This is a genomic window from Serratia sp. AXJ-M (assembly GCF_046531865.1).
In the GTDB taxonomy this organism is placed as follows: Bacteria; Pseudomonadota; Gammaproteobacteria; order Enterobacterales; family Enterobacteriaceae; genus Serratia; species Serratia liquefaciens.
Map to the genome: position 1 here is coordinate 3,862,195 of NZ_CP059394.1, position 24,530 is coordinate 3,886,724.

The following is a 24,530-nucleotide window of genomic DNA, read 5'->3' on the forward strand; positions in this document are numbered from 1 at the left end:
CAATCAATTCTGTTCTGATAGCAACGTCACCAAGGGTTGCGGTTCGCCGACGAAATACCCCTGCATATAGTCTACGCCCACCCCTTTCAACGCGACCAACTGCTCCAGGCTTTCTACGTATTCCGCCACAATGGTCAAGCGCTTCATTCGCGCGACTTTACAGATAGAGGCAATCACCTGGAAATCCACCGCGCTGGTCAGCATGTCACGTACAAAGCTGCCGTCGATTTTCAGCATATCAACCGGCAACATCTTGAGCCGATCGTAACCGGCATAGCCGGTGCCGAAATCATCCAGAGCAATGCGGCAGCCCATTTCACGCAGCGCCTGCAGGTTGGCGCCGGCGTAATCCGTATTCTGCAGCAGATGCGACTCGGTCACCTCCAACGTCAGTTGATACGGTTCGATGCGATACTGCTGCAACAGGTTGCCTACATCCTGGCTGAGCATTGGACGGCACAGCGAAGAAGGCGACAAGTTCACCGCAAAGCGCGCGCTGGGCAGCGCAATACGGTGCTGGTCCATAAACTTCAACGTATTGCGCAGCACCCACAGATCCAGCCGATAAGCCAGGCCAAACTCATGCGCCACCGGCAGAAAATCATTCGGCGATACTGTGTTCCCCTGATCGTCGCGCATACGCAGCAGAATCTCATAATAACGATCACCTCGCAGGCCCACTATCGGCTGCGCCATCAAGATAAAGCCGTCGTTATCCAACGAACGTTGTACCCCATGCAAGAGCGCCACCTTGCGTTTGACTTCATCCTGCACCAAATTACCGCTGCTCTGCACATTCTCCGGCTTACCGCTGGTCAGAGATACTTCCGCCAACGCGCTAAGTTCCCCCAGCAACTGGTAGAGGTGTTCAAAATCGGGCAGCACGCTGCAATACCCTAACCCCAGCGGAGGATGGAGCGGCAAACCGTTCCAGATCAGGCGGAATTTTTCCAATGCGCGGTAAATCGCTTCGACCTTTTCTTCGCTATTGTCCGCATCCACTCGCAGCAACAAGTCATAGCCCGGCAGATGATAAACCCCTTCACCGGGGGCCAATACCTGATGCAGCAGCGCCGCCAGTTGCTGTTTGAAACGAATACGAAGCTGCATGCCATAGTTACGGCTCAGCAAATCCAGTTCGCTGACGCGCAGGAAACACAGGGTTGAAGGCGGAGACTGAGCCAGATCACGCTTGAGGGCACGCAGGTTCGGCAGGCCAATTACCGGATCTTGCAGCGAGGCACTTTGTGCCCTGGCATGGCTTAACCGTTGGTGAGTATTGAGCGCCGACATCAGGAAAATGCATAGGGTGAACACCACCATCATCGAAGAGATGACCGCCAGGTTATGCAACAGGTTGTCGGGTTGTGAAGCGCCGGGATAATGAAAAAACAGTACCAACAGAGTGGCAGACCAGATAAGGCAGTTGAATTGATAGCCAAAACGCATCGCACCGTAGAGCATTACCGGCAGCAGTAAGACCAGTCCGTACCCCCCGAGCAACAGGGGAATGGCTTCTTTGGCGTGATGGGACAGCACCGCCACCATCCCCACCAGCACCAACAGCCACAGCGACAGCTCTTTTTTATCGACGTTTGGCGCCATTTCACGACCAAAGCGTCGCCAGAGCGTCAGGGCAAAACGGGGTTTATTCAAGATGCGCAACATGATGTAGAGCAAGGGCATGGCGGAGAGACAGCCCAGCAGCAGCGCTTGAAAATTAACCAGCGCCATCAGGTAGCTGTTATCGCCGGGCATCATCCCGAGTTCGTCGGGCAACCGGGCAAAGGCGACCAGCAGTTTCAGGCCGAAGACAAACAGCAATGCCGGTAGCACCACCAGCCAGATTAGCCGCTCCTTCACCAGCGCCGCACCACCCGGGGCCGCACACCAACGGCGTTGCGTTTGCCTGCGATACCCCAGCCAACACAGGCTCAGGCAAGACAGGTACAGCAGCGTCACCAGCAAGCCACTTTCCAGCCCCAGCCGGTGGGCGTAACGCAGCATGATGGCGAGGGCAATACCCGGCAGCGCCCGCCAGTCGTAGACCATCAACAGCGCAATACAGGCGGTGAGCGGTAGATAGAGCAGATAGACTTTGCCTTCAGGCAGCATTATCCGCGGCGATAGCCAACCTGCGAACGTGATCAATAACAGGCTCCAGAGGAGGGGACACCCCCACCAGCGCTCGCGTAAATGCTTCCAGAATATTGGCTTGATCATAAAAATAACGAGTCCGTCAGGGCGTAATTCCATTCACGCGTTCGGGTAACAAGGCAGGTTCCTTTTCGTACCTCTATCCATTCATGAGGCAAGCTGAAAGTATCATATGCGACAGGAGAATGGCGGAAATTTTAGGCGCCAGGCGGGGGTGAGGCTTGACTCCGATCAACCAAAGAGGAAAAGTTGGGTAAAAATGTGTAAGCCTATTTTTTGTCTCATCTTAAGCTGCTGATCCGACAGATAAAGCCAAACTTAAGCTAAACAGCGGCGAGATACCGGGTTTTGCTGCCCGGAAATATATACTCTAAATAATTGGAGTTGCATCGAGGCGGCAACGCAGCGAATCCCCAGAAGCTTACACTAGTAAGTGACTGGGGTGAGTGAGGAAAGCCAACAAAGATGCAGCTTCAAGTATGACGGGTATAGACAATATTTGTCATCAATGGCTAGAATTCCGTTTACACTCTATGGGCCTGCATCAGCGTTCAATATCTCTATAAATTTCAAGTGGCCGCAGCACGGCCAGCGTGAAAGATGGCGGGCATAACACAGGAAACCGGCATGCCGGGTGATATATGCGTAGAAAATCCACCGGACAGATGACCAAAATAGTGCTGTTTGTCAGCTTTATCATTTTAGTCGGCCGTCTGCTGTATGCCGCGGTCGTCGCGGTGCCCCACCATCAGGAAAAAAAACTCGCCCCTCAGCAAAGCACCACTGAGATGAGCGACGAAAACCGGGACACTACTCCCTGAACTCACAGATTCAAGTTATCCCGCAGGGCTTGCGAATAGTTAAGCAGCCTGCCGTCGGCCAGTATCTCGGCGCGCCAGACCCCTTACTTATTCCTCAGCAACTGCTCCCATTTCATAAAAATGACGCCTGCATTCACTATGCTCTATCTAGTCCAGAGTGGGTCTTAAGGATCACTGAGTGCCAGTAAGGAAGACCATGTCAGCTGCAACACATAACGTTAAAAAAGTCGCTGAGTACCGCCAGCGCATTCTTTCTCTGCTGTTAAACAACAAAGATCTGGTCGATGGCATTCTCGGCCGGCCAGGGGATGAGAACGCCCTCAGCAAAAGCGAGCTGCTAAACCAGACTGCAGAAATCACCGGCCTGCTGGACGACATGCACGCCGCTGACCTCGCGGACCTGCTGGAAGCGCTGCCCCAAGACGAGCGACTGGCACTGTGGCGGCTGGTGGGGAACGCCAAACGCGGTCAAACGCTGGTGGAAGTTGCCGAGCCCGTGTGGGACAGCCTGATCGAAGAGATGAGCGACAAGGACCTGCTCAAAGCGATCAAGACGCTGGACGTCGATGAACAGGCCTATTTGGCACAATACCTGCCGCGTAACCTGATGGGACGCCTGTTGACCTCCATGGAGCCGGATCAACGCGCACAGGTGCGCGAGATGATCCACTACGGCAAGGACACCGTCGGCTGGATGATGGATTTTGAACTGGTCACGGTACGCCCCGACGTCACTATCGGTGCCGTACATCGCTTCTTACGCCTGCGCAAAACCATCCCGGAAGCCACCGACAAACTCTTCGTCACCGATCGTAAAAATACTCTGCTGGGTGAACTGCCGCTCACCGCCGTGCTGCTTAATGACCCGGAAACCCTGGTCCAGACGGTCATGGACAGCGACCCTACCAGCTTCCAGCCGGATGACAAGGCCGAAGCGGCAGCCAGCGCATTCGAACGTTATGACCTGATCAGCGCCCCGGTGGTCGACGCCAAGGGCAAGCTGATGGGCCGTTTGACCATCGAAGAAATCGTCGATGTGGTCAATGAAGAAAGCGACAGCAACCTGCGCCGCATGGGGGGCTTAAGCCCGGAAGAAGATGTGTTTGCCCCGGTCAGCAAGGCGGTGAAAACCCGTTGGGCATGGCTGGCCATCAACCTGTGTACCGCGTTTATCGCCTCGCGCGTCATCGGTCTGTTCGAACACACCATTTCACAACTGGTGGCGCTGGCGGCGTTAATGCCGATCGTCGCGGGGATCGGCGGCAATACCGGTAATCAGACCATCACCATGATCGTACGCGCGCTGGCACTGCACCAAATTGAGGTCGGCAACATTTCCCGCCTGATGTTCAGAGAACTGGGGGTGGCCATTATCAACGGCGTGGTCTGGGGCGGCATCATGGGCGTCGTGACCTGGCTGCTGTACGGCGACTGGGCGATGGGCGGCGTCATGACGCTGGCGATGATCCTCAACCTGCTGGTAGCCGCGCTGATGGGGGTGGTGATCCCGATGACCATGCTCAAACTGGGACGCGATCCGGCGGTAGGTTCCAGCGTATTGATCACCGCTCTGACCGATACCGGCGGCTTCTTTATCTTCCTCGGACTGGCTACCTTGTTCCTGCTTTAAACCTCCAGAAGGCCGGCCACGCGCCGGCTTTTGCGTTTGCTCACTAAAGCTGTCTGATTCAGTGGGTTTTATTGCCGCGCTGTACTACCCTTTGCCAATAAACTTTCCATCTCATTCGCGTCATGACCTCGTTCAGTGACAGATGCCAGAGTTAAGGGTTGTCTATGGATATCAGCGCACCGAATCATCTCATCACGCGTCAGGGCGCCTTGTTGACGCACAGCCTGCTGGCGGCGGTGGCGGTATTTTTACTGGCATTGCTGTGCCTGACGCTGTCGAACGAATCCAGCCACTTTACCCCGCTGTGGTTCCCCACTGCCGCCATTATTGCCGTACTGTTTCGCCACTCGCCACGCCAATGGGGGTTACCGCTGCTGGCATGCGGGGTTGGCATCGTGGCCGCCAGCTTCACGCTGTTCGGCTTTAGCTGGTTCCCGGTAAAACTGACACTGATCAACCTGCTGGAAGCCGTGGTTTGCACCCTGCTGTTGCGCCGCATGCTGCTGCAGGACGATCCGCTGAACAGCCTGGCCAGTTGGCTTAAATTTGTCGTCTGCGCGGTGATATTCACCCCTTTGTTCAGCGCCCTGCTGGCCGCCTGGTGGGTTCCCGCCCCGGGGCACCCTTTCTGGCACCCCTTCAGTACCTGGTTTATTTCAGAAGCTATTGGCGTCCTGTCGCTGACGCCCATCGGGCTGGTCTATCGCCGTCGCATGCTGGATACGCTGAATCTGTACACTCTGCTGCTAACGTTGATAGTCGCGCTGACCTTCAGCTATCTGGCGCTGAGCTACCTGCCCTTTCCGTTCACCTTCGTCATTCTGCCGCTGCTGTGGGCGGCAATCGCGCTGCCGCGGCTCGAGGCTTTCGTCATCTGCTTTTGCACCACGCTGATGATCACCGTGATGATTTCCATCGGGTTGCTGCATTTTCATGCGCCCACCGGTCCGTTCAGCGATATCGAGATTTACCTGCCGATCCTGTTGATTTTGATCCCGGCGCACTCGATGGCCATGGTGATGCACGCCTTCCGGGTGGAGAAACAGCATATCGTCGAGAGTGAAACTCGCTTTCGTAATGCGTTGGAATATTCGGCCATCGGCATGGCGCTGGTGTCGCCGCAGGGGAAATGGCTGCAGGTCAATCAGGCGTTGTGCAAACTGCTCGACTATACCCCGGAGGCTCTGCGGCGCCTGACTTTCCAGGAAATCACCCACCCGGACGATCTGAACGCCGATCTGACGCAGCTGCACGATCTGCTCGACGGGCATATCAGCAGTTACACCCTGGAGAAACGCTATATTCGCAGCGACGGCGAGCACGTCTGGGCGTTACTGGCTGTATCGCTGGTGCGCGATGCCGAAGGGCTACCGCTGTATTTTATTTCGCAGGTAGAAGACATCAGCGAATTGAAACGCACGGCCGCAGAGAACCATCGACTGATGGAGCGCATTACGCTGGCGAATAAAGTGGGCGGCATCGGCGTTTGGGAATGGATGATGCGCGGCGAAGAGCTTACCTGGGACAAGCGTATGTTTGAACTTTACGACCTCAGCCCGGACCAGACGCCAACGTTTTCGCTATGGCGGACGCTGCTGGTACCGGAAGATCGTGAACGCACCGACCGTGAGATGGCCACATTGTTGAAGCGGCCGGGCCCCTTTGTTCTGGAGTTCCGACTGCTCACCCGCGAGGGAAAAGTGCGGCATATCCGCGGCCAGGGTAACGTTATTTTAGACGCTCAGGGTCTGCCGCTGCGCATGATCGGCACCAATATCGACATGACGGAGGTCCGTAATCTGACCGAAGCGCTGCACGAAGAAAAAGAGCGTCTGCACATTACGCTCGATGCGATCGGCGAAGCGGTGATATCCACCGACGACGAAATGCACATTACCTTTATGAACCCGGTGGCCGAACAAATGTGCGGCTGGCCGCTCAGTCTGGCGATCGGCATGCCCGTCGCCGGCGTGGTTCGAATGACCAACGGCAAAGACGGCGAAGAGGTAGAAAACCCGATCCAGTGCTGCCTGCAGGAAAACCGGCAGCTGTCCGCAGACTATGCCCTGGTGCTGCATGGTCGCGACGGTCGCTGTTTTGACATCCAGCAGTCGGTATCACCATTGAAAACGATCGACGGCAACGTCATGGGCGCGGTGATGGTACTGCAGGATGTCACGGCCTCGCGCGAACTGATGCAGAAGTTGAGTTACAGCGCGTCGCACGATGCCCTGACCACGCTGCCCAATCGCACCAGTTTTGAAAAGCGCCTGAAGGCCGCTATCGCCAACGCCACTGAAAAACGACTGCAGCACGCGCTGGTGTTCCTCGATCTCGACCGTTTCAAGGCGGTCAATGACAATGCCGGCCACGCCGCGGGCGACGCGCTGTTGAAAGATCTTTCCCTGTTGATGCGGCACCATCTGCGTAACAGCGACTGTCTGGCCCGGCTTGGCGGCGATGAGTTCGGGCTGATCCTGTTCGACTGCACGCGGGAACAGGCCCAGTCGCTGATACAGCAATTGGTTAATCACATCAGCCAGCACCCGTTCTTTTGGGAAGGGAAGATTTACCACGTCGGCGCCAGTGCAGGCGTAACCCGTATTGATGCCGATGCCGGCAAGAGCAGCGAGCTGCTGGCGCAGGCGGATATTGCCTGTTATACCGCCAAGCATCGCGGACGTGGCCAGGTTTATCTCTATGAGGCGCGTCAAAAAATGATCCTGGAACGTCAGCATGAACTGCTGACGCGTCAGGAAGTGACGGACATCATCAACGATGGGCAATTATTGCTGCATGTCAGGGCGGTCGCACCGCCAAAAACGCCGCTGGCGGTCTGTTTCTATCAGTTGAAACTGCAGGTGAGGGATCAGGACGGTCAGGCGCTGGCGAGCGACGATTTTATCTCCGCTGCCCGGCTATACGATCTGACGAAAGAGGTTGACCGCTGGATCATCGGGCAGATTTTGACGCAGCGCGCCCCTGATATTGCCCGCAAGGGGTTGTCCATCGCGCTGCCGCTGACAACCGACAGTCTGCTGGACGCCAGCTTCCAGGACGAGCTGCTGACAGCGCTGGACGCCTCCCCCTTGCAACCAGGGGCATTGCTGCTGGCGGTCGATGATGCGGTGGTGCTGGAGCACGCCGGCATTTGCAGGCCGTTCCTCCAGCAGTTGCAGCAACGGGGCTGCAAGCTGATCGTTAACGGTTTTGGGCACAGCCTCAACGCCTTTGACGAGTTGCATGGCCAAAAGATTGACTATATCCGCGTCGACGAACGCTTCATCACCAACGTGCACTGCAACCAGATGGACGAACTGATGGTGTCGATGCTCAATGGGGCGACGCATCGGGTGCACGCCCAAACGCTGGCCGGCCCGGCACACCAGCAGATAACGCTGAACACCCTGCAGGCGATTGGCATCGATCTGTCGGACGGCGACGCCATCGCACTGGAACAATCGCTGATGGAACTGCTCAGCGGCGGTTACTTTGGTATCCGCTAGTCGCTATTCCCAGCAATATCCCCCTGCCTTTCGAGCGGCGGCCTCGCCGCCGCATCTCATCCATTCTGCTTTTTTTGCTTAGCCCGACTGAGGTTAGTGGTATAACTAACAGGTCAAAGTTAATCGCTTGCATAACACGTGGATACGGAAATCAGCATGCGAATTAATTTTTTCCTCTCTCAATACACCTAATTGTTCAGGGATGAATGGCTATGAAAAAAGAGTGGTTTGCCGCCAGAGAGCTGACCGGCATTGCAGGACTGCCCTCCTCGCCACAGGGCATCAATTTAATGGCCCGCCGCGAAGGCTGGATCAGTCGCCGGCGCAAAGGCGTGCAGGGCAAAGCGGTGGAATACCACATCAACAGCCTGCCGATCGGCGCGCGCAGCTTACTGATACTGCAAGAAGATCCTGCTGAATATCAGGTTGAACGCCAGGATCCGCTGGCGGTGTGGATTGAGTATTACCATCATCTGAGTGAAAGCGAGCGCGAGAAGGTACTGGCCTTCCTGATGCGCGAAGGAATAGACGGCCTGCTGACGCGCATTGCTGCCAAAGACTAGCCCGTAGCCGCTACCCGACAGCCTCCGTTGACGGCGCCCAGCCATCGTTATGCCACAGATGCAGCGTGGCGTAGGAACGCCAGGGTCGCCAGCTTTCAGCATAGCGCTCAATCTGGCGTGGCGTCATGCCGGGAAAACGCTGTTTGATCAGATAATCCCCCGCCAGGAACACGTCCGGCCACGACCAGGCTCGCATGGCGATGTAGCTGGCGGTCCAACTGCCAATCCCCGGTAGCGCAGTCAGCGCCTTGATCCCCTGCTCAATATCCAGCACGTTCTCCAGTTGCAATCGCCCTTCGGTAACCGCCTGCGCAATACCGATTAACGCCGCCGCCCGTTTCAGTTGCACGCCCAAGGGGCGCAGCGCCTCAGGCTGTAATCGCGCAATCTGTTCGGCAGTGGGAAAGACGTGGGTAATGCCACCGTAGGGCTGTTCCAGCGGGGTACCCCAGAGTTCAGCCATCCGTCCAGCAAAAGTCGCCGCCATTTTGACGCTGACCAACTGCCCAAGCACCGCGCGGGTCGCCTGTTCGAATGCGTTGACGCAGCCCGGTAGCCGCAGGCCCGGCGCATCGGCAGCCAACGGCCCCAATGCCTGAGCGATAAGGTCCGGCGCGGCGTCGAGATCAAACAGTTGGCGAGTGCGGCGCAGCACTTCCGTCGTCACCCGGCTCAGGGAAGGTGCAATTTCCACCCGTACCCGATTATGCGCCTCTTCCGGCTGCACGCTGACCCAGCCACGATATTCGATGCCGCCCTGAGTGATGGCTATCGCCCGCAGGTACTGTTGCCCCTCCACCCGCTCCACACCGCTCACCGCACGGGTTTGCAAAAAACCCAGCATGCGCGACCAGTCATAGGGCGGTCGATAGCCCAGATGAAACACCAGCCCGCTGGCGACGGTACGTTCGTTACGGCCACTGCTGTTGCGCAGTGCCGAAGGGATCAGCCGGTAGCGCGCCTTGAACAGTTCGTTAAAACGCCGCAGGCTGCCGAAACCGGCGGCAAAGGCCACCTCACTCAACGGCATATCGGTATCCGCCAGCAGGCGTTTGGCCTGTAACAGCCGGTGCGACTGGGCATAATCAATCGGCGAGGCGCCAAACTGATCGGCAAAAATACGCCGCAGGTGGCGATCGGAAATGCCTAGCCGCGTTGCCAGTTGCTCGCAGCTGTGCTCCGACAGATACCCCTGCTCGATCAACTGCACCGCCACCTGAGCATAACGATTGCCGAGATCGATCAATGCCAACCCCGGCGCCAATTCCGGCCGACACTTCAGGCAGGGGCGAAACCCCGCCAGTTCCGCCGCCGCCGCGCTCGGATAAAACGTGCAGTTTTCAATTTTTGGCGTACGGGCGCTACACACCGGGCGACAATAAATACCGGTCGACGAAACGCCGACGAAGAAGCGACCGTCAAATTTGCGATCGCGCGCACTCAGTGCTTCATACAACGCCTGCTGTTGGTTTTTCATAGCCACGCTCGGGGTCAGTTTTTTGTGCATTATGCGACTCGATGGGTGCGCTGACGTGCGAGATTCGGACATTAAGTTAAGCATGCTAGCGCCGTCGCCGCTAAATTTTTCGTCAGTTAAGCGCTCTCAGATTGCCCAGGGGCCGAGTCTCGGGTAAAGTCGCCCCCCTTCATTGGCATGGGGATAGAGAAAAGACATGTTTATTGGATTTGACTACGGAACGGCCAACTGTTCCGTCGCAGTGATGCGAGAAAATGGCCCCGAGCTGCTGACGCTGGAAAACAACGAGCCCTATCTGCCGTCGATGCTGTGTGCTCCGACGCGCGAAGCCGTCAGCGAGTGTTTGCACCGCCACTGGCAGGTGCCGACCGCCAGCGAGGAAAACCAGCAACTGCTGCGCCGGGCAATCAACTATAACCGCGAAGAAGATATCCCGGTCGCCAGCGACAGCGTGCTGTTTGGCCTGCAGGCGCTGGCGCACTACGTTGAAGATCCGGAAGAAGTGTATTTTGTCCGCTCCCCGAAATCCTTCCTCGGCGCCAACGGCCTGAAACCACAACAGATCGCGCTGTTTGAGGATCTGGTGTGCGCCATGATGTTCCACATCAAACGTCAGGCGGAAAACGTACTGCAAGACAGCATCAGCCAGGCGGTGATCGGCCGTCCGATCAACTTCCAGGGCATCGGTGGCGAAGAAGCCAACCGCCAGGCGCAGGGTATTTTGCACCGCGCTGCCGAGCGTGCAGGCTTCAAAGACATTGAATTCCAGTTCGAACCGGTCGCCGCAGGCCTGGATTTCGAAGCGACCCTGGAAGAAGAAAAAACCGTGCTGGTGGTGGATATTGGCGGCGGGACAACCGACTGTTCGGTGCTGTTGATGGGGCCGCAATGGCGTGACCGTGCCGATCGCCAGCAAAGCCTGCTGGGCCACAGCGGTTGCCGCGTTGGCGGTAACGATCTGGACATCATGCTGGCGTTCAAACAGTTGATGCCGCTGTTCGGTATGGGTGGCGAAACTGAAAAAGGCATCGCTTTGCCTGCGTTGCCTTACTGGAACGCGGTAGCCACCAACGACGTTCCGGCGCAGATCGACTTTTACAGCGCTGCCAATGGCCGCATGCTGCGCGATTTGATCCGCGATGCCGCCGAGCCTGAAAAAGTTAAACGCCTGCTGAAAGTGCATCAGCAACGCCTGAGCTACCGTCTGGTGCGTGCCGCGGAGGAGAGTAAAATCGCCCTGTCGGCACAGCAAAACATCAGCGCTCCGCTGGCCTTCGTCCAGACTGATTTGGCAGAAACCATCAGCCAGGATCAGCTTGCCGAGGCCATCTCACAGCCGCTGCTGCGCATTCAGGAACAGGTCAGCGCCGCGCTGGCCAGTAGCCAGACCGCACCGCAGGTGATTTATCTCACCGGTGGCAGCGCACGTTCCCCGCTGTTGCGCGCCGCGCTACAACAGCAGTTGCCGGGCATTCCTATCGTCGGCGGCAACGACTTCGGCTCGGTCACCGCCGGGCTGGCTCGCTGGGCGCAGACGCTGTTCCGTTAAGGGCACCAGGGCGCGGTAGCTCAATGCCGCGCCCTGCCGCCAAGCCATTCGCTGCGAAATCAGGTACTGTATCGGCTGGAACCATAATCATGGCAGGAACAACAATGCTGATCGTTCTTTCCGGGCTGCCAGGCAGTGGTAAAACTACGCTCGCACGGGCGCTGGCTCGCGCATTACCGGCAATGCATCTGCGTATCGATACCCTTGAACAAGCTATCCGTAACAGTGGCTCCCTGGCCGATGACGTCGGCCCCGCCGGGTATTTTGCCGCTTATGGCGTTGCCGAAGACAACCTGCGTCTGGGCCACTGGGTGATTGCCGACTCGGTCAACCCGTTGCCGGTCACTCGCGAAGCCTGGCATAACGTCGCACAACGGGCTGGTGTAGCCTGCATAGATTTTGAGGTGGTTTGCTCAGACAGTGCCGAGCACCGTCGCAGGGTTGAAACCCGCGACGGGGACGTTGCCGGACTGCGCCTCCCTAACTGGCACAGCGTCACCCGCCACGATTACCTACCCTGGCATACCCCGGTGGCCCGTATTGATACCGCAGGCCAGCCAGTGGAAGCCAGCGTGGCTCAGTTGCTGTCCTTGATTAACGCCGTCGGCAACTGAGCAGGTCACCAGGCGCTGGCGTCGTTCAGGATGCGGATATCCTCGGCATCCAGCCGCAGCCGGGTAGCGCTGATCAGCTCATCCAACTGCTTTAGCGACGTGGCGCTGACGATCGGCGCGGTGATGTCCGGCCGCGCTATCAGCCAGGCCAGTGAAACCTGCGTTGGCGAGGTGTGGTGTTTTTCCGCAACCCGATCCAGCGCAGCCAAGATCTTGAAACCGCGTGGATTAAGGTATCGCTCAACGATGGTGTCACCACGTTGGCTCTTGCCGATATCTTTTTCACTGCGGTATTTGCCGGTCAGGAAACCGCTGGCCAGCGAGAAGAAGTTAATCACGCCCAATCCATGGCGCTGCACCACCGGCGCCAGGCTGCGTTCATACTCCTCACGCGCATAAAGATTGTACTCCGGTTGCAGGGTCTCATAGCGCGCCAACCCATTCTCTTCACTGACTTTCAATGCCTCCTCCAGACGATCGGCCTGATAGTTGGAAGCGCCTATCGCCCGCACCTTACCGGCCTTGATCAAGTCGTCGAACGCCGCCAGGGTTTCCGCCAACGGCGTGTCCCGGTCGTCGTCATGCGATTGATAAAGGTCGATATAATCGGTCTGCAAACGCCGCAGTGAATCCTCTACCGCCTGCTGGATATAGCGTGGTGACAGCCCCTGCTTACCCTCGCCCATCGGCTTGCCGACTTTGGTAGCGATGATCACCTGGTCACGCTTGCCGCTCTTTTTTAGCCACTGGCCGATGGTGGTTTCCGATTCACCGCCCTGATTGCCCGGCACCCAGCTCGAGTACACGTCGGCGGTATCGATAAAGTTGAGCTGATTTTCCACCAGCGCATCCAACAGGCTGAATGAAGTTTCGCGATCCGCCGTCCAGCCAAACACGTTACCGCCGAAGGTCAATGCCGGCACTTTGATGCCCGAACGGCCCAGTTCTTTATGACTCATTGCATGCTCCATGGAGTTGATGATTCGCAGGATAATTATTAGCGCGAAAGCAGGAAATCCGCTAAAACGCATTCGCTATAAGCCGGATGGCAACGCTTATAAACATAGCATGATCAAATCTACAACTTATTCGGACAATGCTGACGGTTCCTCCATATTTCCTTCATTTTTATGCCGTCTTTCCTCGCTAAACTAGTATTCTGTAAGGAGTGTAACTTTTTTGGCAATGAGTGCCCGCACGCCTGCCTTTTGGAGAGATTTTCGCCACCATGAATGCAAAAAACCCACGTCGTTCACTGTTACTACGCCTGTTGGTGGTGGTTATTGTGGCTATTGCCGCCGTGCTGATTTGGCGTCACTTCAGCGCTCCGCAGCCGGCCGACAATGCTGCCCCTGGGGCGCGTCACGCCGGTGGGGGCAAAGCGGCGGCAGGCGCAGGACGACGGGGAGCGCCAATGTCACCGGTACAGGCTGCGACCGCCACGCAGCAAACGGTGCCACGTTACCTTTCCGGGCTGGGCACGGCTACCGCCGCCAACACCGTGACCGTCACCAGTCGGGTCGATGGCCAACTGATGGCGATTCACTTCACCGAAGGGCAACAGGTCAAAGCCGGCGATTTGCTGGTTGAAATTGACCCGCGTCCGTTCCAGGTACAGCTGGCTCAAGCGCAGGGACAACTGGCCAAAGATCAGGCCACCCTCGCCAATGCCCGGCGCGATCTGGCACGTTATCAGCAACTGGCCAAAACCAATCTGGTGTCGCGGCAGGATCTGGACACTCAGCTGTCGCTGGTGCAACAGACCGAAGGCGCAATCAAAGCCGATCAGGGCTCCGTCGACAGCGCCAAGCTGCAAATCACCTACAGCCGTATCACCGCACCAATTGACGGTCGTGTCGGTCTGAAGCTGGTGGACGTCGGTAATTACATCACCAGCGGCAGCACCACCGGCATTGTGGTGATCACCCAAACTCACCCTATCGATGTGGTATTTACCCTGCCTGAGGCTACTATCAGCGATTTGATCAAAGCGCAAAAAGCTGGCCCGGTCAGCGTCGAAGCCTGGGATCGCACCAACCAAAATCTGCTGTCGACCGGTTCACTGCTGAGCCTGGATAACCAGATCGACACCACCACCGGCACCATCAAACTGAAAGCGCGCTTCACCAACGAGGACGACGCGCTGTTCCCCAACCAATTTGTTAATGCACGCCTGAAAGTGGCAACGCTGCTGGATGCGATCGTTATCCCTACGGCGGCCTTGCAGATGGGCAACGAAGGCAACTTCGTCTGGACCCTGAGCGAAGATAACAAGGTCAGTAAACACTTGGTGACCACCGGCGTGCAGGACAGCCAAAAAGTGGTGATTAACGCCGGGCTGAACGCTGGTGACCGGGTGGTGACCGACGGCATAGATCGCCTGACCGAAGGCATGCAGGTTGAGGTGGTCACGCCGCAGGCGGCTTCTGCGGCCGGCAAACCAATCCACTCACCTCGCACCCAGGGGAAATCCTGATGCAGGTGATGCCACCTAACGCCGGCGGCGGTCCATCCCGCCTGTTTATACTGCGGCCGGTTGCCACCACGCTGTTGATGCTGGCGATCCTGCTGGCGGGGATCATCGGTTATCGCGCTCTGCCGGTGTCCGCCCTGCCGGAGGTCGACTATCCGACCATTCAGGTGGTCACGCTGTATCCCGGAGCCAGCCCGGACGTGGTCACCTCGGCGATCACGGCTCCGCTGGAGCGTCAGTTTGGCCAGATGTCCGGCCTCAAGCAGATGGCATCGCAAAGTTCCGGTGGCGCCTCGGTCGTCACCTTGCAATTCCAGCTTGAGCTGCCGCTCGACGTCGCCGAACAGGAAGTGCAGGCGGCAATCAACTCCGCCACTAACCTGTTACCGAACGATCTGCCCTACCCGCCGATTTACAGCAAGGTTAACCCGGCCGATCCACCGATCCTGACGCTGGCCGTGACCTCCAGCGCCATGCCGATGACCCAGGTGGAAGACATGGTGGAAACCCGTGTCGCGCAGAAAATATCGCAGGTCACCGGCGTCGGACTGGTGACCATTTCCGGTGGCCAACGGCCGGCAGTCCGCGTGAAGCTCAATGCGGCGGCCGTTGCCGCCTACGGTCTGGACAGCGAAACCATCCGCACCGCCATCAGCAACGCCAACGTCAACTCTGCCAAAGGTAGCCTGGACGGCCCGACGCGTTCGGTCACCCTTTCGGCCAATGACCAGATGAAATCAGCCGACGACTATCGTCAGCTGATTGTCGCTTACCAGAACGGTGCGGCTATCCGCCTGCAGGATATCGCCACCATCGAACAAGGCGCGGAAAATACCCGGCTGACGGCCTGGGCCAATAAGCAGCCGGCCATCGTGCTCAATATTCAGCGCCAGCCAGGCGTAAACGTCATCACCACCGCCGACAGCATCCGCGAGATGCTGCCTCAGTTGATTAAAAGCCTGCCCAAGTCGGTCGACGTCAAGGTGCTGACCGATCGAACCACCACCATTCGCGCCTCAGTCAGCGACGTGCAGTTCGAGCTGCTCTTGGCGGTAGCACTGGTGGTGATGGTGATTTACGTGTTCTTGCGCAATGTCCCGGCCACTATTATTCCCAGCGTCGCCGTACCGCTGTCGTTGATCGGTACCTTCGCCGCCATGTACTTTTTGGACTTTTCGATCAATAACCTGACGCTGATGGCGCTGACTATCGCCACCGGTTTTGTGGTCGATGACGCCATCGTGGTGATCGAGAACATTTCACGCTATATCGAAAAGGGCGAGAAACCGCTCGACGCCGCCTTAAAAGGCGCCGGCGAAATCGGCTTCACCATTATTTCACTGACCTTCTCGCTGGTAGCCGTGCTGATCCCCTTGCTGTTTATGGGCGATATCGTTGGCAGGTTGTTCCGTGAATTTGCCGTGACGCTGGCGGTGGCAATTTTGATTTCGGCGGTGGTTTCGCTGACGCTGACGCCGATGATGTGCGCACGCATGCTGAGCCACGAATCCCTGCGCAAGCAGAACCGTTTTTCCGCCGCTTCTGAACGCTTCTTTGACCGGGTCATCGCCCGCTACGGCAAATGGCTGAAAACCGTGCTGAATCATCCCTGGTTGACGCTAGGCGTGGCGTTCAGCACGCTGGTGCTCACCGTCTTGCTTTACCTGCTGATCCCGAAAGGATTCTTCCCGGTACAGGACAACGGCATTATTCAGGGCACGCTGGAGGCACCGCAGTCGGTGTCGTTCAGTAATATGGCCGAGCGCCAACAGCAGGTGGCGGCAGAAATCCTCAAGGATCCGGCGGTGGAGAGCCTGACGTCGTTTGTTGGCGTCGATGGCAGCAACGCCACGCTCAACAGCGGCCGGTTGCAAATCAACCTCAAACCTTTGAGCGAACGCAGCGACCGTATTCCGGCCATCATCACTCGTCTGCAGCAGTTGAGCACACAGTTTCCTGGCGTGAAGCTGTATCTGCAACCGGTGCAGGATCTGACCATCGACACCCAGGTCAGCCGCACCCAGTACCAGTTTACCCTGCAGGCCATGTCGCTGGACGAGCTCAGCCTGTGGGTACCGCAGCTGATGGCGGAATTGAAACAGGCACCGCAGTTGGCGGACGTCACCAGTAACTGGCAGGATCAAGGACTGGTGGCCTACGTGAACGTCGATCGCGATTCGGCTTCCCGCCTCGGTATCAGTATGAGTGACGTGGATAACGCCCTGTACAACGCTTTCGGCCAGCGGTTGATCTCCACCATTTACACCCAGGCCAATCAGTACCGGGTGGTGCTGGAACATGACGTCAGCACCACGCCAGGGTTGGCGGCGCTGAGTGAGATCCGCCTGACCAGCAGCAACGGCACCATCGTGCCGCTGAACACCATTGCCAAAATCGAAGAGCGTTTCGGACCGCTATCGGTCAATCATCTCGATCAGTTCCCGGCGGCCACCATCTCCTTTAACGTGGCCGGCAATTATTCGCTTGGGGAAGCGGTCGACGCCATCACCCTGGCGGAAAAAAATCTCGATATGCCGAAAGATATCACCACCCAGTTCCAGGGCGCGACGCTGGCGTTCCAGGCGGCGTTGGGGGGGACCCTGTGGCTGATCCTGGCGGCGGTGGTAGCGATGTATATCGTGCTGGGCGTGCTGTATGAGAGCTTTATTCATCCGGTTACCATTCTTTCAACCTTGCCCACCGCCGGGGTCGGTGCCTTGCTGGCACTGATGATGGCCGGCAGCGAACTGGATGTGATCGCCATCATCGGCATCATCTTGCTGATCGGCATCGTGAAGAAAAACGCCATCATGATGATCGACTTCGCGCTGGCCGCCGAACGTGAGCAAGGTATGACGCCGTACGATGCGATTTATCAGGCCTGCCTGCTGCGTTTCCGGCCGATACTGATGACCACGCTGGCGGCGTTGCTGGGGGCACTGCCGCTGATGCTCAGCACCGGCGTCGGCGCGGAACTGCGACACCCGCTCGGGGTTTGCATGGTCGGCGGGCTGGTAATGAGCCAGATCCTGACGCTGTTCACCACCCCGGTGATCTACCTGCTGTTTGACAAGCTGGCGCGTAACACTCGCCGGCAGCCGGATGTGCAGGAGCTGCCGTGAAATTCTTCGCCCTGTTCATCTACCGACCGGTGGCCACCACGCTGCTGACGTTGGCAATTGCCATCAGCGGTGTGATTGGTTTTAGCCTGTTGCCAGTATCGCCGCTGCCACAGGTCGACTATCCGGTGATTTCGATCAGCGCTTCGTTGCCGGGTGCCGATCCGGAAACCATGGCCTCGTCGGTGGCTACGCCGCTGGAACGCGCTCTGGGCCGGATAGCCGGGGTCAATGAAATGACCTCGATGAGTTCACTCGGCAGCACCCGGGTCATTTTGCAGTTCGATCTCGACCGTGATATCAACGGCGCGGCCCGTGACGTGCAGGCGGCGATCAACGCGGCGCAAAGCCTGTTGCCCACCGGTATGCCGAGCCGCCCGAGCTACCGTAAGGTCAATCCGTCAGACGCGCCAATCATGATCCTGACGCTGACCTCCGACACCTACAGCCAGGGCCAGCTTTACGACTTCGCCTCGACTCAGCTGGCGCAAAAAATCGCCCAGACCGAAGGGGTAGGCGACGTCTCGGTGGGCGGCAGTTCACTGCCTGCTGTGCGGGTCGAACTTAACCCAAGTGCGCTGTTCAATCAGGGGATATCGCTCGATGCGGTGCGCCAAACCATCAGTGATGCCAACGTACGCAGGCCGCAGGGTTCGGTAGACAATCAGCAGCAGCGCTGGCAGATCCAGGCTAATGATGAATTGAAAACCGCCGAGGCTTATCGCCCGCTGATTATCCACTACAACAACGGCGCGGCGGTGCGCCTGAGTGACGTGGCCGAGATCAAAGACTCGGTACAGGACGTACGCAACGCCGGGATGACCAACGCCAAACCGGCGATTATTCTGGCCATCAGCCGGGCGCCGGACGCCAACATCATCGAAACCGTCGATCGCATTCGCGCCGAGTTGCCCGCCTTGCAAGACAACATCCCGGCGTCCATTCAGCTGAATATCGCGCAGGATCGCTCGCCAACCATCCGTGCTTCGCTGGCGGAAGTGGAACAGTCGCTGGTGATCGCCATTGGGCTGGTGATATTGGTGGTGTTCATCTTCCTGCGGTCCGGGCGCGCGACGCTGATCCCGGCGGTGGCAGTACCGGTGTCGCTGATCGGCTCTTTTGCCGCGATGTACCTGTGCGGCTTCAGCCTGAATAACCTGTCGCTGATGGCGCTGACCATCGCCACCGGCTTTGTGGTCGATGATGCCATCGTGGTGCTGGAAAATATTTCGCGCCACGTCGAAGCCGGCATGAAACCGCTGAACGCCGCGTTACAGGGGGTTCGGGAGGTCGGCTTTACCGTGCTGTCGATGAGCGTGTCGCTGGTGGCGGTATTTATCCCGCTGCTGTTGATGGAAGGCCTGCCCGGCAGGCTGTTCCGCGAGTTTGCCGTCACTCTGTCAGTCTCGATCGGGCTGTCGTTGATTATCTCTCTGACGCTGACGCCGATGATGTGCGCCTACCTGCTGCGTCACCAGCCGCCGCGAGCGCAGCGGCGCATTCGTGGTTTCGGTAAAATGCTGCTGGCGCTGCAAAAAGGCTATGGACGCTCGCTGAGTTGGGTGCTTGGCCATTCACGCTGGGTATTGGCCTTATTTCTCGCCACCATCGCGCTCAATGTCTGGCTGTATATCAGCATTCCGAAAACCTTCTTCCCGGAGCAGGACACCGGCCGACTGATGGGCTTTATCCAGGCAGACCAGAGCATCTCCTTCCAGGCTATGCGCGTTAAGCTGGAAGATTTCATGAAGATCGTGCGTGAAGATCCGGATGTGGAAAACGTCACCGGTTTCACCGGCGGTTCACGCACCAACAGCGGATCGATGTTTATCTCGTTGAAACCGCTGTCGGTGCGCAGCGACGATGCACAGAAAGTGATTGCCCGGCTGCGTGCCCGGTTAGCGAAAGAACCGGGAGCCAGTCTGTTCCTGATGGCGGTGCAGGATATCCGCGTCGGCGGCCGGCAGGCTAACGCCAGTTACCAGTACACGCTGTTGGCGGACGATCTCGCCGCGCTGCGCGAATGGGAACCGAAAATTCGTATTGCGCTGGCTGCACTGCCAGAGCTGGCAGACGTCAACTCCGATCAGCAGGACAAAGGTTCAGAAATGGATCTGGTTTACGATCGCGAGACCATGGCCCGTTTGGGTATTTCGGTTTCCGATGCCAACAACCTGCTGAATAACGCCTTTGGCCAACGTCAGATTTCGACTATCTATCAACCGCTCAATCAGTACAAAGTGGTGATGGAAGTCGCTCCCCCATACACCCAGGACGTCAGCTCACTGGACAAAATGTTTGTGATCAACAAAGACGGCAAGGCAATCCCGCTGTCCTACTTTGCCAGTTGGCGGCCCGCCAATGCACCGCTGTCGGTCAATCATCAGGGTCTGTCGGCCGCGTCGACTATTTCGTTTAACCTGCCGGATGGCGGCAGCCTGTCGGACGCCACCTCCGCCGTAGAGCGAACCATGACGGCGCTCGGCGTGCCTTCCACCGTACGCGGCGCTTTTGCCGGGACCGCCCAGGTGTTCCAGGAAACGCTGAAATCTCAGTTGCTGCTGATCGCCGCCGCCATCGCTACTGTGTATATCGTGCTGGGCATTCTTTATGAAAGTTACATTCATCCGCTGACCATTCTGTCCACCCTGCCCTCCGCCGGAGTGGGTGCCCTGCTGGCGCTGGAGCTGTTCGGTGCGCCCTTCAGCCTGATAGCGTTGATAGGCATTATGCTGTTGATCGGTATCGTGAAGAAAAACGCCATCATGATGGTCGATTTTGCCCTCGACGCGCAGCGCAATGGCGGCATCAGCGCACATGACGCCATTTTCCAGGCGTGCCTGCTGCGATTCAGGCCAATCATGATGACCACCCTGGCGGCGCTGTTTGGCGCATTGCCGCTGGTGTTGACCCACGGCGACGGCGCCGAGCTGCGCCAGCCGCTTGGCATCACCATCGCCGGCGGCCTGATCGTCAGCCAGCTGTTGACGCTGTACACCACCCCGGTGGTGTACCTGTATTTTGACCGGCTGCAGATGAAATTCCGTCGCGGCAAGAAACTGGATCCATTGCCTCAATAATGGCCACCCGATGCTGATAAAACACACCGCCTCCGTACAATGGCAACTTTGGATCGTGGCATTCGGCTTCTTTATGCAGACGCTCGACACCACTATCGTCAACACCGCCCTGCCGTCGATGGCCGTCAGCCTGGGGGAGAACCCGCTGCGCATGCAGTCGGTGATTGTCTCCTATGTGCTGACGGTGGCGGTGATGCTGCCTGCCAGCGGCTGGTTGGCGGATCGATTTGGGGTGCAGCGGGTGTTCTTCAGCGCCATCGTGTTGTTTACTCTGGGGTCCATTCTGTGCGCCCGTTCTGAGACGCTGAATGAGCTGATCGCCTCGCGCGTGATCCAGGGCATCGGCGGCGCCATGATGGTACCGGTGGGTCGCCTGACGGTGATGAAAATCGTCCCGCGCGAACAGTATATGGCCGCGATGACCTTCGTCACCCTGCCCGGCCAAATTGGCCCGTTAATGGGGCCGGCGTTGGGCGGTTTTCTGGTGCAGTACGCCAGTTGGCACTGGATTTTCCTGATCAATATCCCGGTGGGGATCGCCGGTGCCATCGCCACGTTGCTGCTGATGCCCAATTACCGCATGCAGACCCGTCGCTTCGACATCAGCGGCTTTATCATGCTGGCGATCGGCATGGCGACGCTGACGCTGGCGCTCGACGGCCACAAAGGAATGGGGCTCTCCTCGCCCGCCATCGCCGCGCTGGTGGTTGCCGGCATCGCGGCACTGGCGGGTTACTGGTGGCATGCGCATGGCAACAGCCGCGCATTGTTCTCACTGCGGTTATTCAAAACCCAAACCTATAAAGTGGGGCTGACGGCCAGCCTGCTGGGCCGTATCGGCAGCGGCATGTTGCCCTTTATGACACCGCTGTTTATGCAGGTCGGCATGGGCTTCTCCCCGTTCCACGCCGGGCTGATGATGATCCCGATGATTATCGGCAGCATGGGAATGAAACGCATTGTGGTGCGGGTGGTTAACCGTTTCGGTTACCGTAACGTGCTGGTTGCCGCCACGCTGATGCTGGCGTTGATCAGCCTGAGTTTCCCGCTGGTGGCGATGCTGGGCTGGATCTGGCTGCTGCCGGTAGTACTGTTCTTCCAGGGCATGGTCAACTCATTGCGCTTCTCGGCCATGAACACCCTGACGCTGAAAGATCTGCCGGATCGACTGGCCAGCAGCGGCAACAGCCTGCTGTCGATGGTGATGCAGCTGTCGATGAGCCTCGGCGTCAGCATCGCCGGTATTCTGATCGGCAGCTTTGCCCATCATCAGGTGGTTACCGACAGCCCGGCCATCCATAGCGCATTTATTTACAGCTACTGTTGCATGGCGTTGATCATCGCGCTGCCCGCGCTGGCCTTCGCCCGCGTTCCGGCCGATACCGCCCCCAACCGTACGCTGACCAAAGAGCCGGGGACCGGCTCCACGAGGTTGCAATAATGAAAATAGGCATCACCGGCAAGCTGTTCATGGCCATTTTCGCCACCTGCATGTTGGTGCTCATTACCATGCATTGGGGCGTTCGCATCAGCTTCGAGCGCGGTTTTATCGACTACATCAAAAACAGCAACGAGCAGCGCATCAACATGCTGAGCGAAGCATTGGAAGAACAGTACAGTCGTCACGGTAACTGGGTTTTTCTGCGTAATAACGATCAGGTGATTTACCAGATCATGCGTTCGTTCGAACAAAACAGCGACAGCAGCCACAATTTGCCGCCCAAAGGCTGGCGCACCCAGTTTTGGGTGGTGGACAGCCAGTACAACCGGCTGGTGGGGCACTCCGGCCCGGTACCGAAGGAGGGTCCGCGTCATCCGATCCGCTACAACAATGAAATCGTCGGCTGGGTAATTACGACGCCCATAGAGAGGCTGACACGTAATACCGACATCAGTTTCGATCAGCAGCAAAGACGCACCAGTTGGATGATTGTCGCCCTGTCCACCCTGCTGGCAGCGGCGGTCACCTGGCTGATGTCGCGCGGGTTGCTGGCGCCGGTCAAACGGCTGGTAGCCGGTACCCACCGGCTGGCGGCTGGCGATTTCAGCACCCGCGTAGCCGTCAGCAGCCAGGATGAACTGGGCCGGCTGGCGCATGACTTCAACCAGCTCGCTACCTCATTGGAAAAAAATGAGCAGATGCGGCGCGCCGTGATGGCCGACGTCTCGCACGAGTTGCGCACCCCGCTGGCGGTGCTGCGCGGTGAGCTGGAGGCGCTGCAGGACGGCGTACGCCAACCTACGGCTGCTTCGCTGGGATCCTTGCAGGCCGAAGTCTCCACCCTGACCAAACTGGTGGACGATCTGCATCAACTGTCGTTATCCGATCTCGGTGCGCTCGCCTACCGTAAATCGCAGGTTGATTGCGTGCATTTACTGCAAATCGCGGTTGCCAGCTTCCGCGAGCGTTTTCACGCCAAAGGGTTGGACATCGTGACCCAACTGCCAGAACAGGCACCGCTGTTTGGTGACCCGGACAGACTTAACCAACTATTCAACAACCTGCTGGAAAACAGCCTGCGTTACACCGACGCCGGTGGCAAGCTGGAGATTGGCGCCCAGACGCAGCCAGGCCGCCTGCTGATTTACTGGCAGGATAGCGCACCGGGCGTCAATGACGATCAGTTGGCGCGCATTTTCGAACGTTTTTACCGTACCGAAGGTTCGCGTAACCGCGCCAGTGGCGGCTCCGGTCTGGGGTTGTCAATCTGTCAAAACATAGTGGAAGCACACAACGGGACGATCTACGCCCAGCACTCGCCTTTGGGCGGCGTGCGGATTACAGTAGAATTCGCCACCCCGGTAATGAATAAGGCGTCATGATGGAAACCCAGAATCAACCGTTGCAAATTATGATTGTTGAAGATGAGCCCAAGCTCGGCCAACTGCTGGTGGACTACCTGCAGGCGGCGGGATATGCCACGCGCTGGCTGACCAACGGCAGCGAGGTGGTCCCGGCGGTACATGAACATTCGCCGGCGCTGATCCTGTTGGATCTGATGCTGCCGGGCAGCGATGGGTTAACGGTATGCCGAGAATTGCGCCGTTTCACCGATATTCCGGTGGTGATGGTGACGGCAAAAATTGAAGAGATCGACCGCCTGCTGGGGCTGGAGATCGGTGCAGACGATTATATCTGCAAACCTTACAGCCCGCGTGAAGTGGTTGCGCGCGTAAAAACCATTCTGCGTCGCTGCTATCGCCCATTGGACAATATGCAGGAAGAAACGCAGCTTCACATTGACGAACCGCGCTTTCAGGCCAGCTATCAGGGGCAGATGCTGGATCTCACTCCGGCGGAGTTTCGCCTGTTGAAAACCCTGGCCAGCCAGCCGGGCAACGTGTTCTCGCGCGAGCAGCTGCTGAATAATCTGTATGACGACTACCGGGTGGTGACCGACCGTACCATCGACAGCCACATCAAAAACCTGCGGCGCAAACTGGAGCTGATCGACGGCGAAAAATCATTTATCCGCTCCGTGTACGGCGTCGGTTACCGCTGGGAGTCCGAACCTTGCCGCCTGGTGAACGGGCTTTAATC

General features: G+C 58.0%; 15 protein-coding genes. 12 read left to right on the forward strand and 3 right to left on the reverse strand.

Annotated elements, in window-relative coordinates:
• Window positions 1-3 precede the first annotated feature (3 nt).
• A complete protein-coding gene (locus tag H0S68_RS18100) occupies window positions 4-2,151 on the reverse strand; it encodes an EAL domain-containing protein (RefSeq protein WP_410528891.1) in 2,148 nt (715 codons plus the stop codon).
• A gap of 647 nt (window positions 2,152-2,798) precedes the next feature.
• On the opposite strand from H0S68_RS18100, the gene H0S68_RS18105 reads away from it, so the two are divergent.
• From H0S68_RS18105 to H0S68_RS18120, 4 genes are all read left to right on the forward strand, one after another.
• Window positions 2,799-2,978, forward strand: a complete 180-nt coding sequence (locus H0S68_RS18105; protein ID WP_020828082.1) for a YfgG family protein — start codon at window positions 2,799-2,801, stop codon at window positions 2,976-2,978.
• A gap of 196 nt (window positions 2,979-3,174) precedes the next feature.
• Window positions 3,175-4,608 (forward strand): magnesium transporter, encoded by a 1,434-nt coding sequence (gene mgtE, locus H0S68_RS18110; protein WP_020828083.1) that lies wholly within the window; start codon window positions 3,175-3,177, stop codon window positions 4,606-4,608.
• Window positions 4,609-4,772: 164 nt separating this feature from the next.
• Complete coding sequence (locus H0S68_RS18115) at window positions 4,773-8,114, forward strand: diguanylate cyclase (RefSeq protein WP_410528892.1); 3,342 nt, start codon at window positions 4,773-4,775, stop codon at window positions 8,112-8,114.
• A 212-nt stretch (window positions 8,115-8,326) separates the two neighbouring features.
• Window positions 8,327-8,677, forward strand: a complete 351-nt coding sequence (locus H0S68_RS18120) for a DNA-binding protein (RefSeq protein WP_115058292.1) — start codon at window positions 8,327-8,329, stop codon at window positions 8,675-8,677.
• A 10-nt stretch (window positions 8,678-8,687) separates the two neighbouring features.
• Here H0S68_RS18120 and alkA read toward each other — a convergent pair whose 3' ends face one another.
• Window positions 8,688-10,184, reverse strand: a complete 1,497-nt coding sequence (alkA, locus tag H0S68_RS18125; RefSeq protein WP_410528893.1) for a DNA-3-methyladenine glycosylase 2 — start codon at window positions 10,182-10,184, stop codon at window positions 8,688-8,690.
• Between the two features lie 166 nt (window positions 10,185-10,350).
• On the opposite strand from alkA, the gene yegD reads away from it, so the two are divergent.
• Window positions 10,351-11,703, forward strand: coding sequence for a molecular chaperone (gene yegD, locus H0S68_RS18130; protein ID WP_020828087.1), 1,353 nt, complete (start codon window positions 10,351-10,353; stop codon window positions 11,701-11,703).
• Window positions 11,704-11,792: 89 nt separating this feature from the next.
• Window positions 11,793-12,317 carry an AAA family ATPase gene (locus H0S68_RS18135; protein ID WP_115058291.1) on the forward strand — a complete coding sequence of 175 codons (525 nt, stop codon included), beginning with the start codon at window positions 11,793-11,795 and terminating at the stop codon, window positions 12,315-12,317.
• A 5-nt stretch (window positions 12,318-12,322) separates the two neighbouring features.
• Here the strand turns inward: H0S68_RS18135 and H0S68_RS18140 are convergent, their stop codons facing one another.
• On the reverse strand, window positions 12,323-13,276 hold the full coding sequence (locus tag H0S68_RS18140) for an aldo/keto reductase (RefSeq protein WP_128865061.1): 954 nt from the start codon (window positions 13,274-13,276) through the stop codon (window positions 12,323-12,325).
• 269 nt (window positions 13,277-13,545) lie between these two features.
• Between H0S68_RS18140 and H0S68_RS18145 the strand changes: the two genes are divergently transcribed.
• From H0S68_RS18145 to baeR, 6 genes are read left to right on the forward strand one after another with little or no spacing between them, the layout of a single operon-like run.
• Window positions 13,546-14,793: an MdtA/MuxA family multidrug efflux RND transporter periplasmic adaptor subunit gene (locus H0S68_RS18145; RefSeq protein ID WP_041415587.1), complete on the forward strand. Its 1,248-nt coding sequence runs from the start codon at window positions 13,546-13,548 to the stop codon at window positions 14,791-14,793.
• Entirely contained in the window at window positions 14,793-17,912 is a 3,120-nt protein-coding gene (locus H0S68_RS18150; RefSeq protein WP_410528894.1) for an MdtB/MuxB family multidrug efflux RND transporter permease subunit, read from the forward strand. Before H0S68_RS18145 ends, H0S68_RS18150 begins: the two co-directional genes overlap by 1 nt.
• Window positions 17,909-20,989: a multidrug efflux RND transporter permease subunit MdtC gene (gene mdtC / locus H0S68_RS18155; RefSeq protein ID WP_122080001.1), complete on the forward strand. Its 3,081-nt coding sequence runs from the start codon at window positions 17,909-17,911 to the stop codon at window positions 20,987-20,989. Before H0S68_RS18150 ends, mdtC begins: the two co-directional genes overlap by 4 nt.
• 10 nt (window positions 20,990-20,999) lie before the next feature.
• A complete protein-coding gene (locus tag H0S68_RS18160) occupies window positions 21,000-22,430 on the forward strand; it encodes an MFS transporter (protein WP_020828093.1) in 1,431 nt (476 codons plus the stop codon).
• The gene (gene baeS, locus H0S68_RS18165; protein WP_046372938.1) at window positions 22,430-23,812 is read left to right on the forward strand and encodes a two-component system sensor histidine kinase BaeS; all 1,383 of its coding nucleotides are present in this window, start codon (window positions 22,430-22,432) and stop codon (window positions 23,810-23,812) included. The genes H0S68_RS18160 and baeS overlap by 1 nt, the downstream gene beginning before the upstream one ends.
• A complete protein-coding gene (gene baeR, locus H0S68_RS18170) occupies window positions 23,812-24,528 on the forward strand; it encodes a two-component system response regulator BaeR (RefSeq protein ID WP_020828095.1) in 717 nt (238 codons plus the stop codon). The genes baeS and baeR overlap by 1 nt, the downstream gene beginning before the upstream one ends.
• Window positions 24,529-24,530 lie beyond the last annotated feature (2 nt).

Bases quoted from the DNA above. Each gene is read 5' to 3' on its own strand.
- H0S68_RS18105 (WP_020828082.1), top strand. From the start codon at position 2,799: ATGCGTAGAAAATCCACCGGACAGATGACCAAAATAGTGCTGTTTGTC.
- mgtE (WP_020828083.1), top strand. From the start codon at position 3,175: ATGTCAGCTGCAACACATAACGTTAAAAAAGTCGCTGAGTACCGCCAG.
- H0S68_RS18115 (WP_410528892.1), top strand. From the start codon at position 4,773: ATGGATATCAGCGCACCGAATCATCTCATCACGCGTCAGGGCGCCTTG.
- H0S68_RS18120 (WP_115058292.1), top strand. From the start codon at position 8,327: ATGAAAAAAGAGTGGTTTGCCGCCAGAGAGCTGACCGGCATTGCAGGA.
- alkA (WP_410528893.1), bottom strand. From the start codon at position 10,184: ATGCACAAAAAACTGACCCCGAGCGTGGCTATGAAAAACCAACAGCAG.
- yegD (WP_020828087.1), top strand. From the start codon at position 10,351: ATGTTTATTGGATTTGACTACGGAACGGCCAACTGTTCCGTCGCAGTG.
- H0S68_RS18135 (WP_115058291.1), top strand. From the start codon at position 11,793: ATGGCAGGAACAACAATGCTGATCGTTCTTTCCGGGCTGCCAGGCAGT.
- H0S68_RS18140 (WP_128865061.1), bottom strand. From the start codon at position 13,276: ATGAGTCATAAAGAACTGGGCCGTTCGGGCATCAAAGTGCCGGCATTG.
- H0S68_RS18145 (WP_041415587.1), top strand. From the start codon at position 13,546: ATGAATGCAAAAAACCCACGTCGTTCACTGTTACTACGCCTGTTGGTG.
- H0S68_RS18150 (WP_410528894.1), top strand. From the start codon at position 14,793: ATGCAGGTGATGCCACCTAACGCCGGCGGCGGTCCATCCCGCCTGTTT.
- H0S68_RS18160 (WP_020828093.1), top strand. From the start codon at position 21,000: ATGCTGATAAAACACACCGCCTCCGTACAATGGCAACTTTGGATCGTG.
- baeS (WP_046372938.1), top strand. From the start codon at position 22,430: ATGAAAATAGGCATCACCGGCAAGCTGTTCATGGCCATTTTCGCCACC.
- baeR (WP_020828095.1), top strand. From the start codon at position 23,812: ATGGAAACCCAGAATCAACCGTTGCAAATTATGATTGTTGAAGATGAG.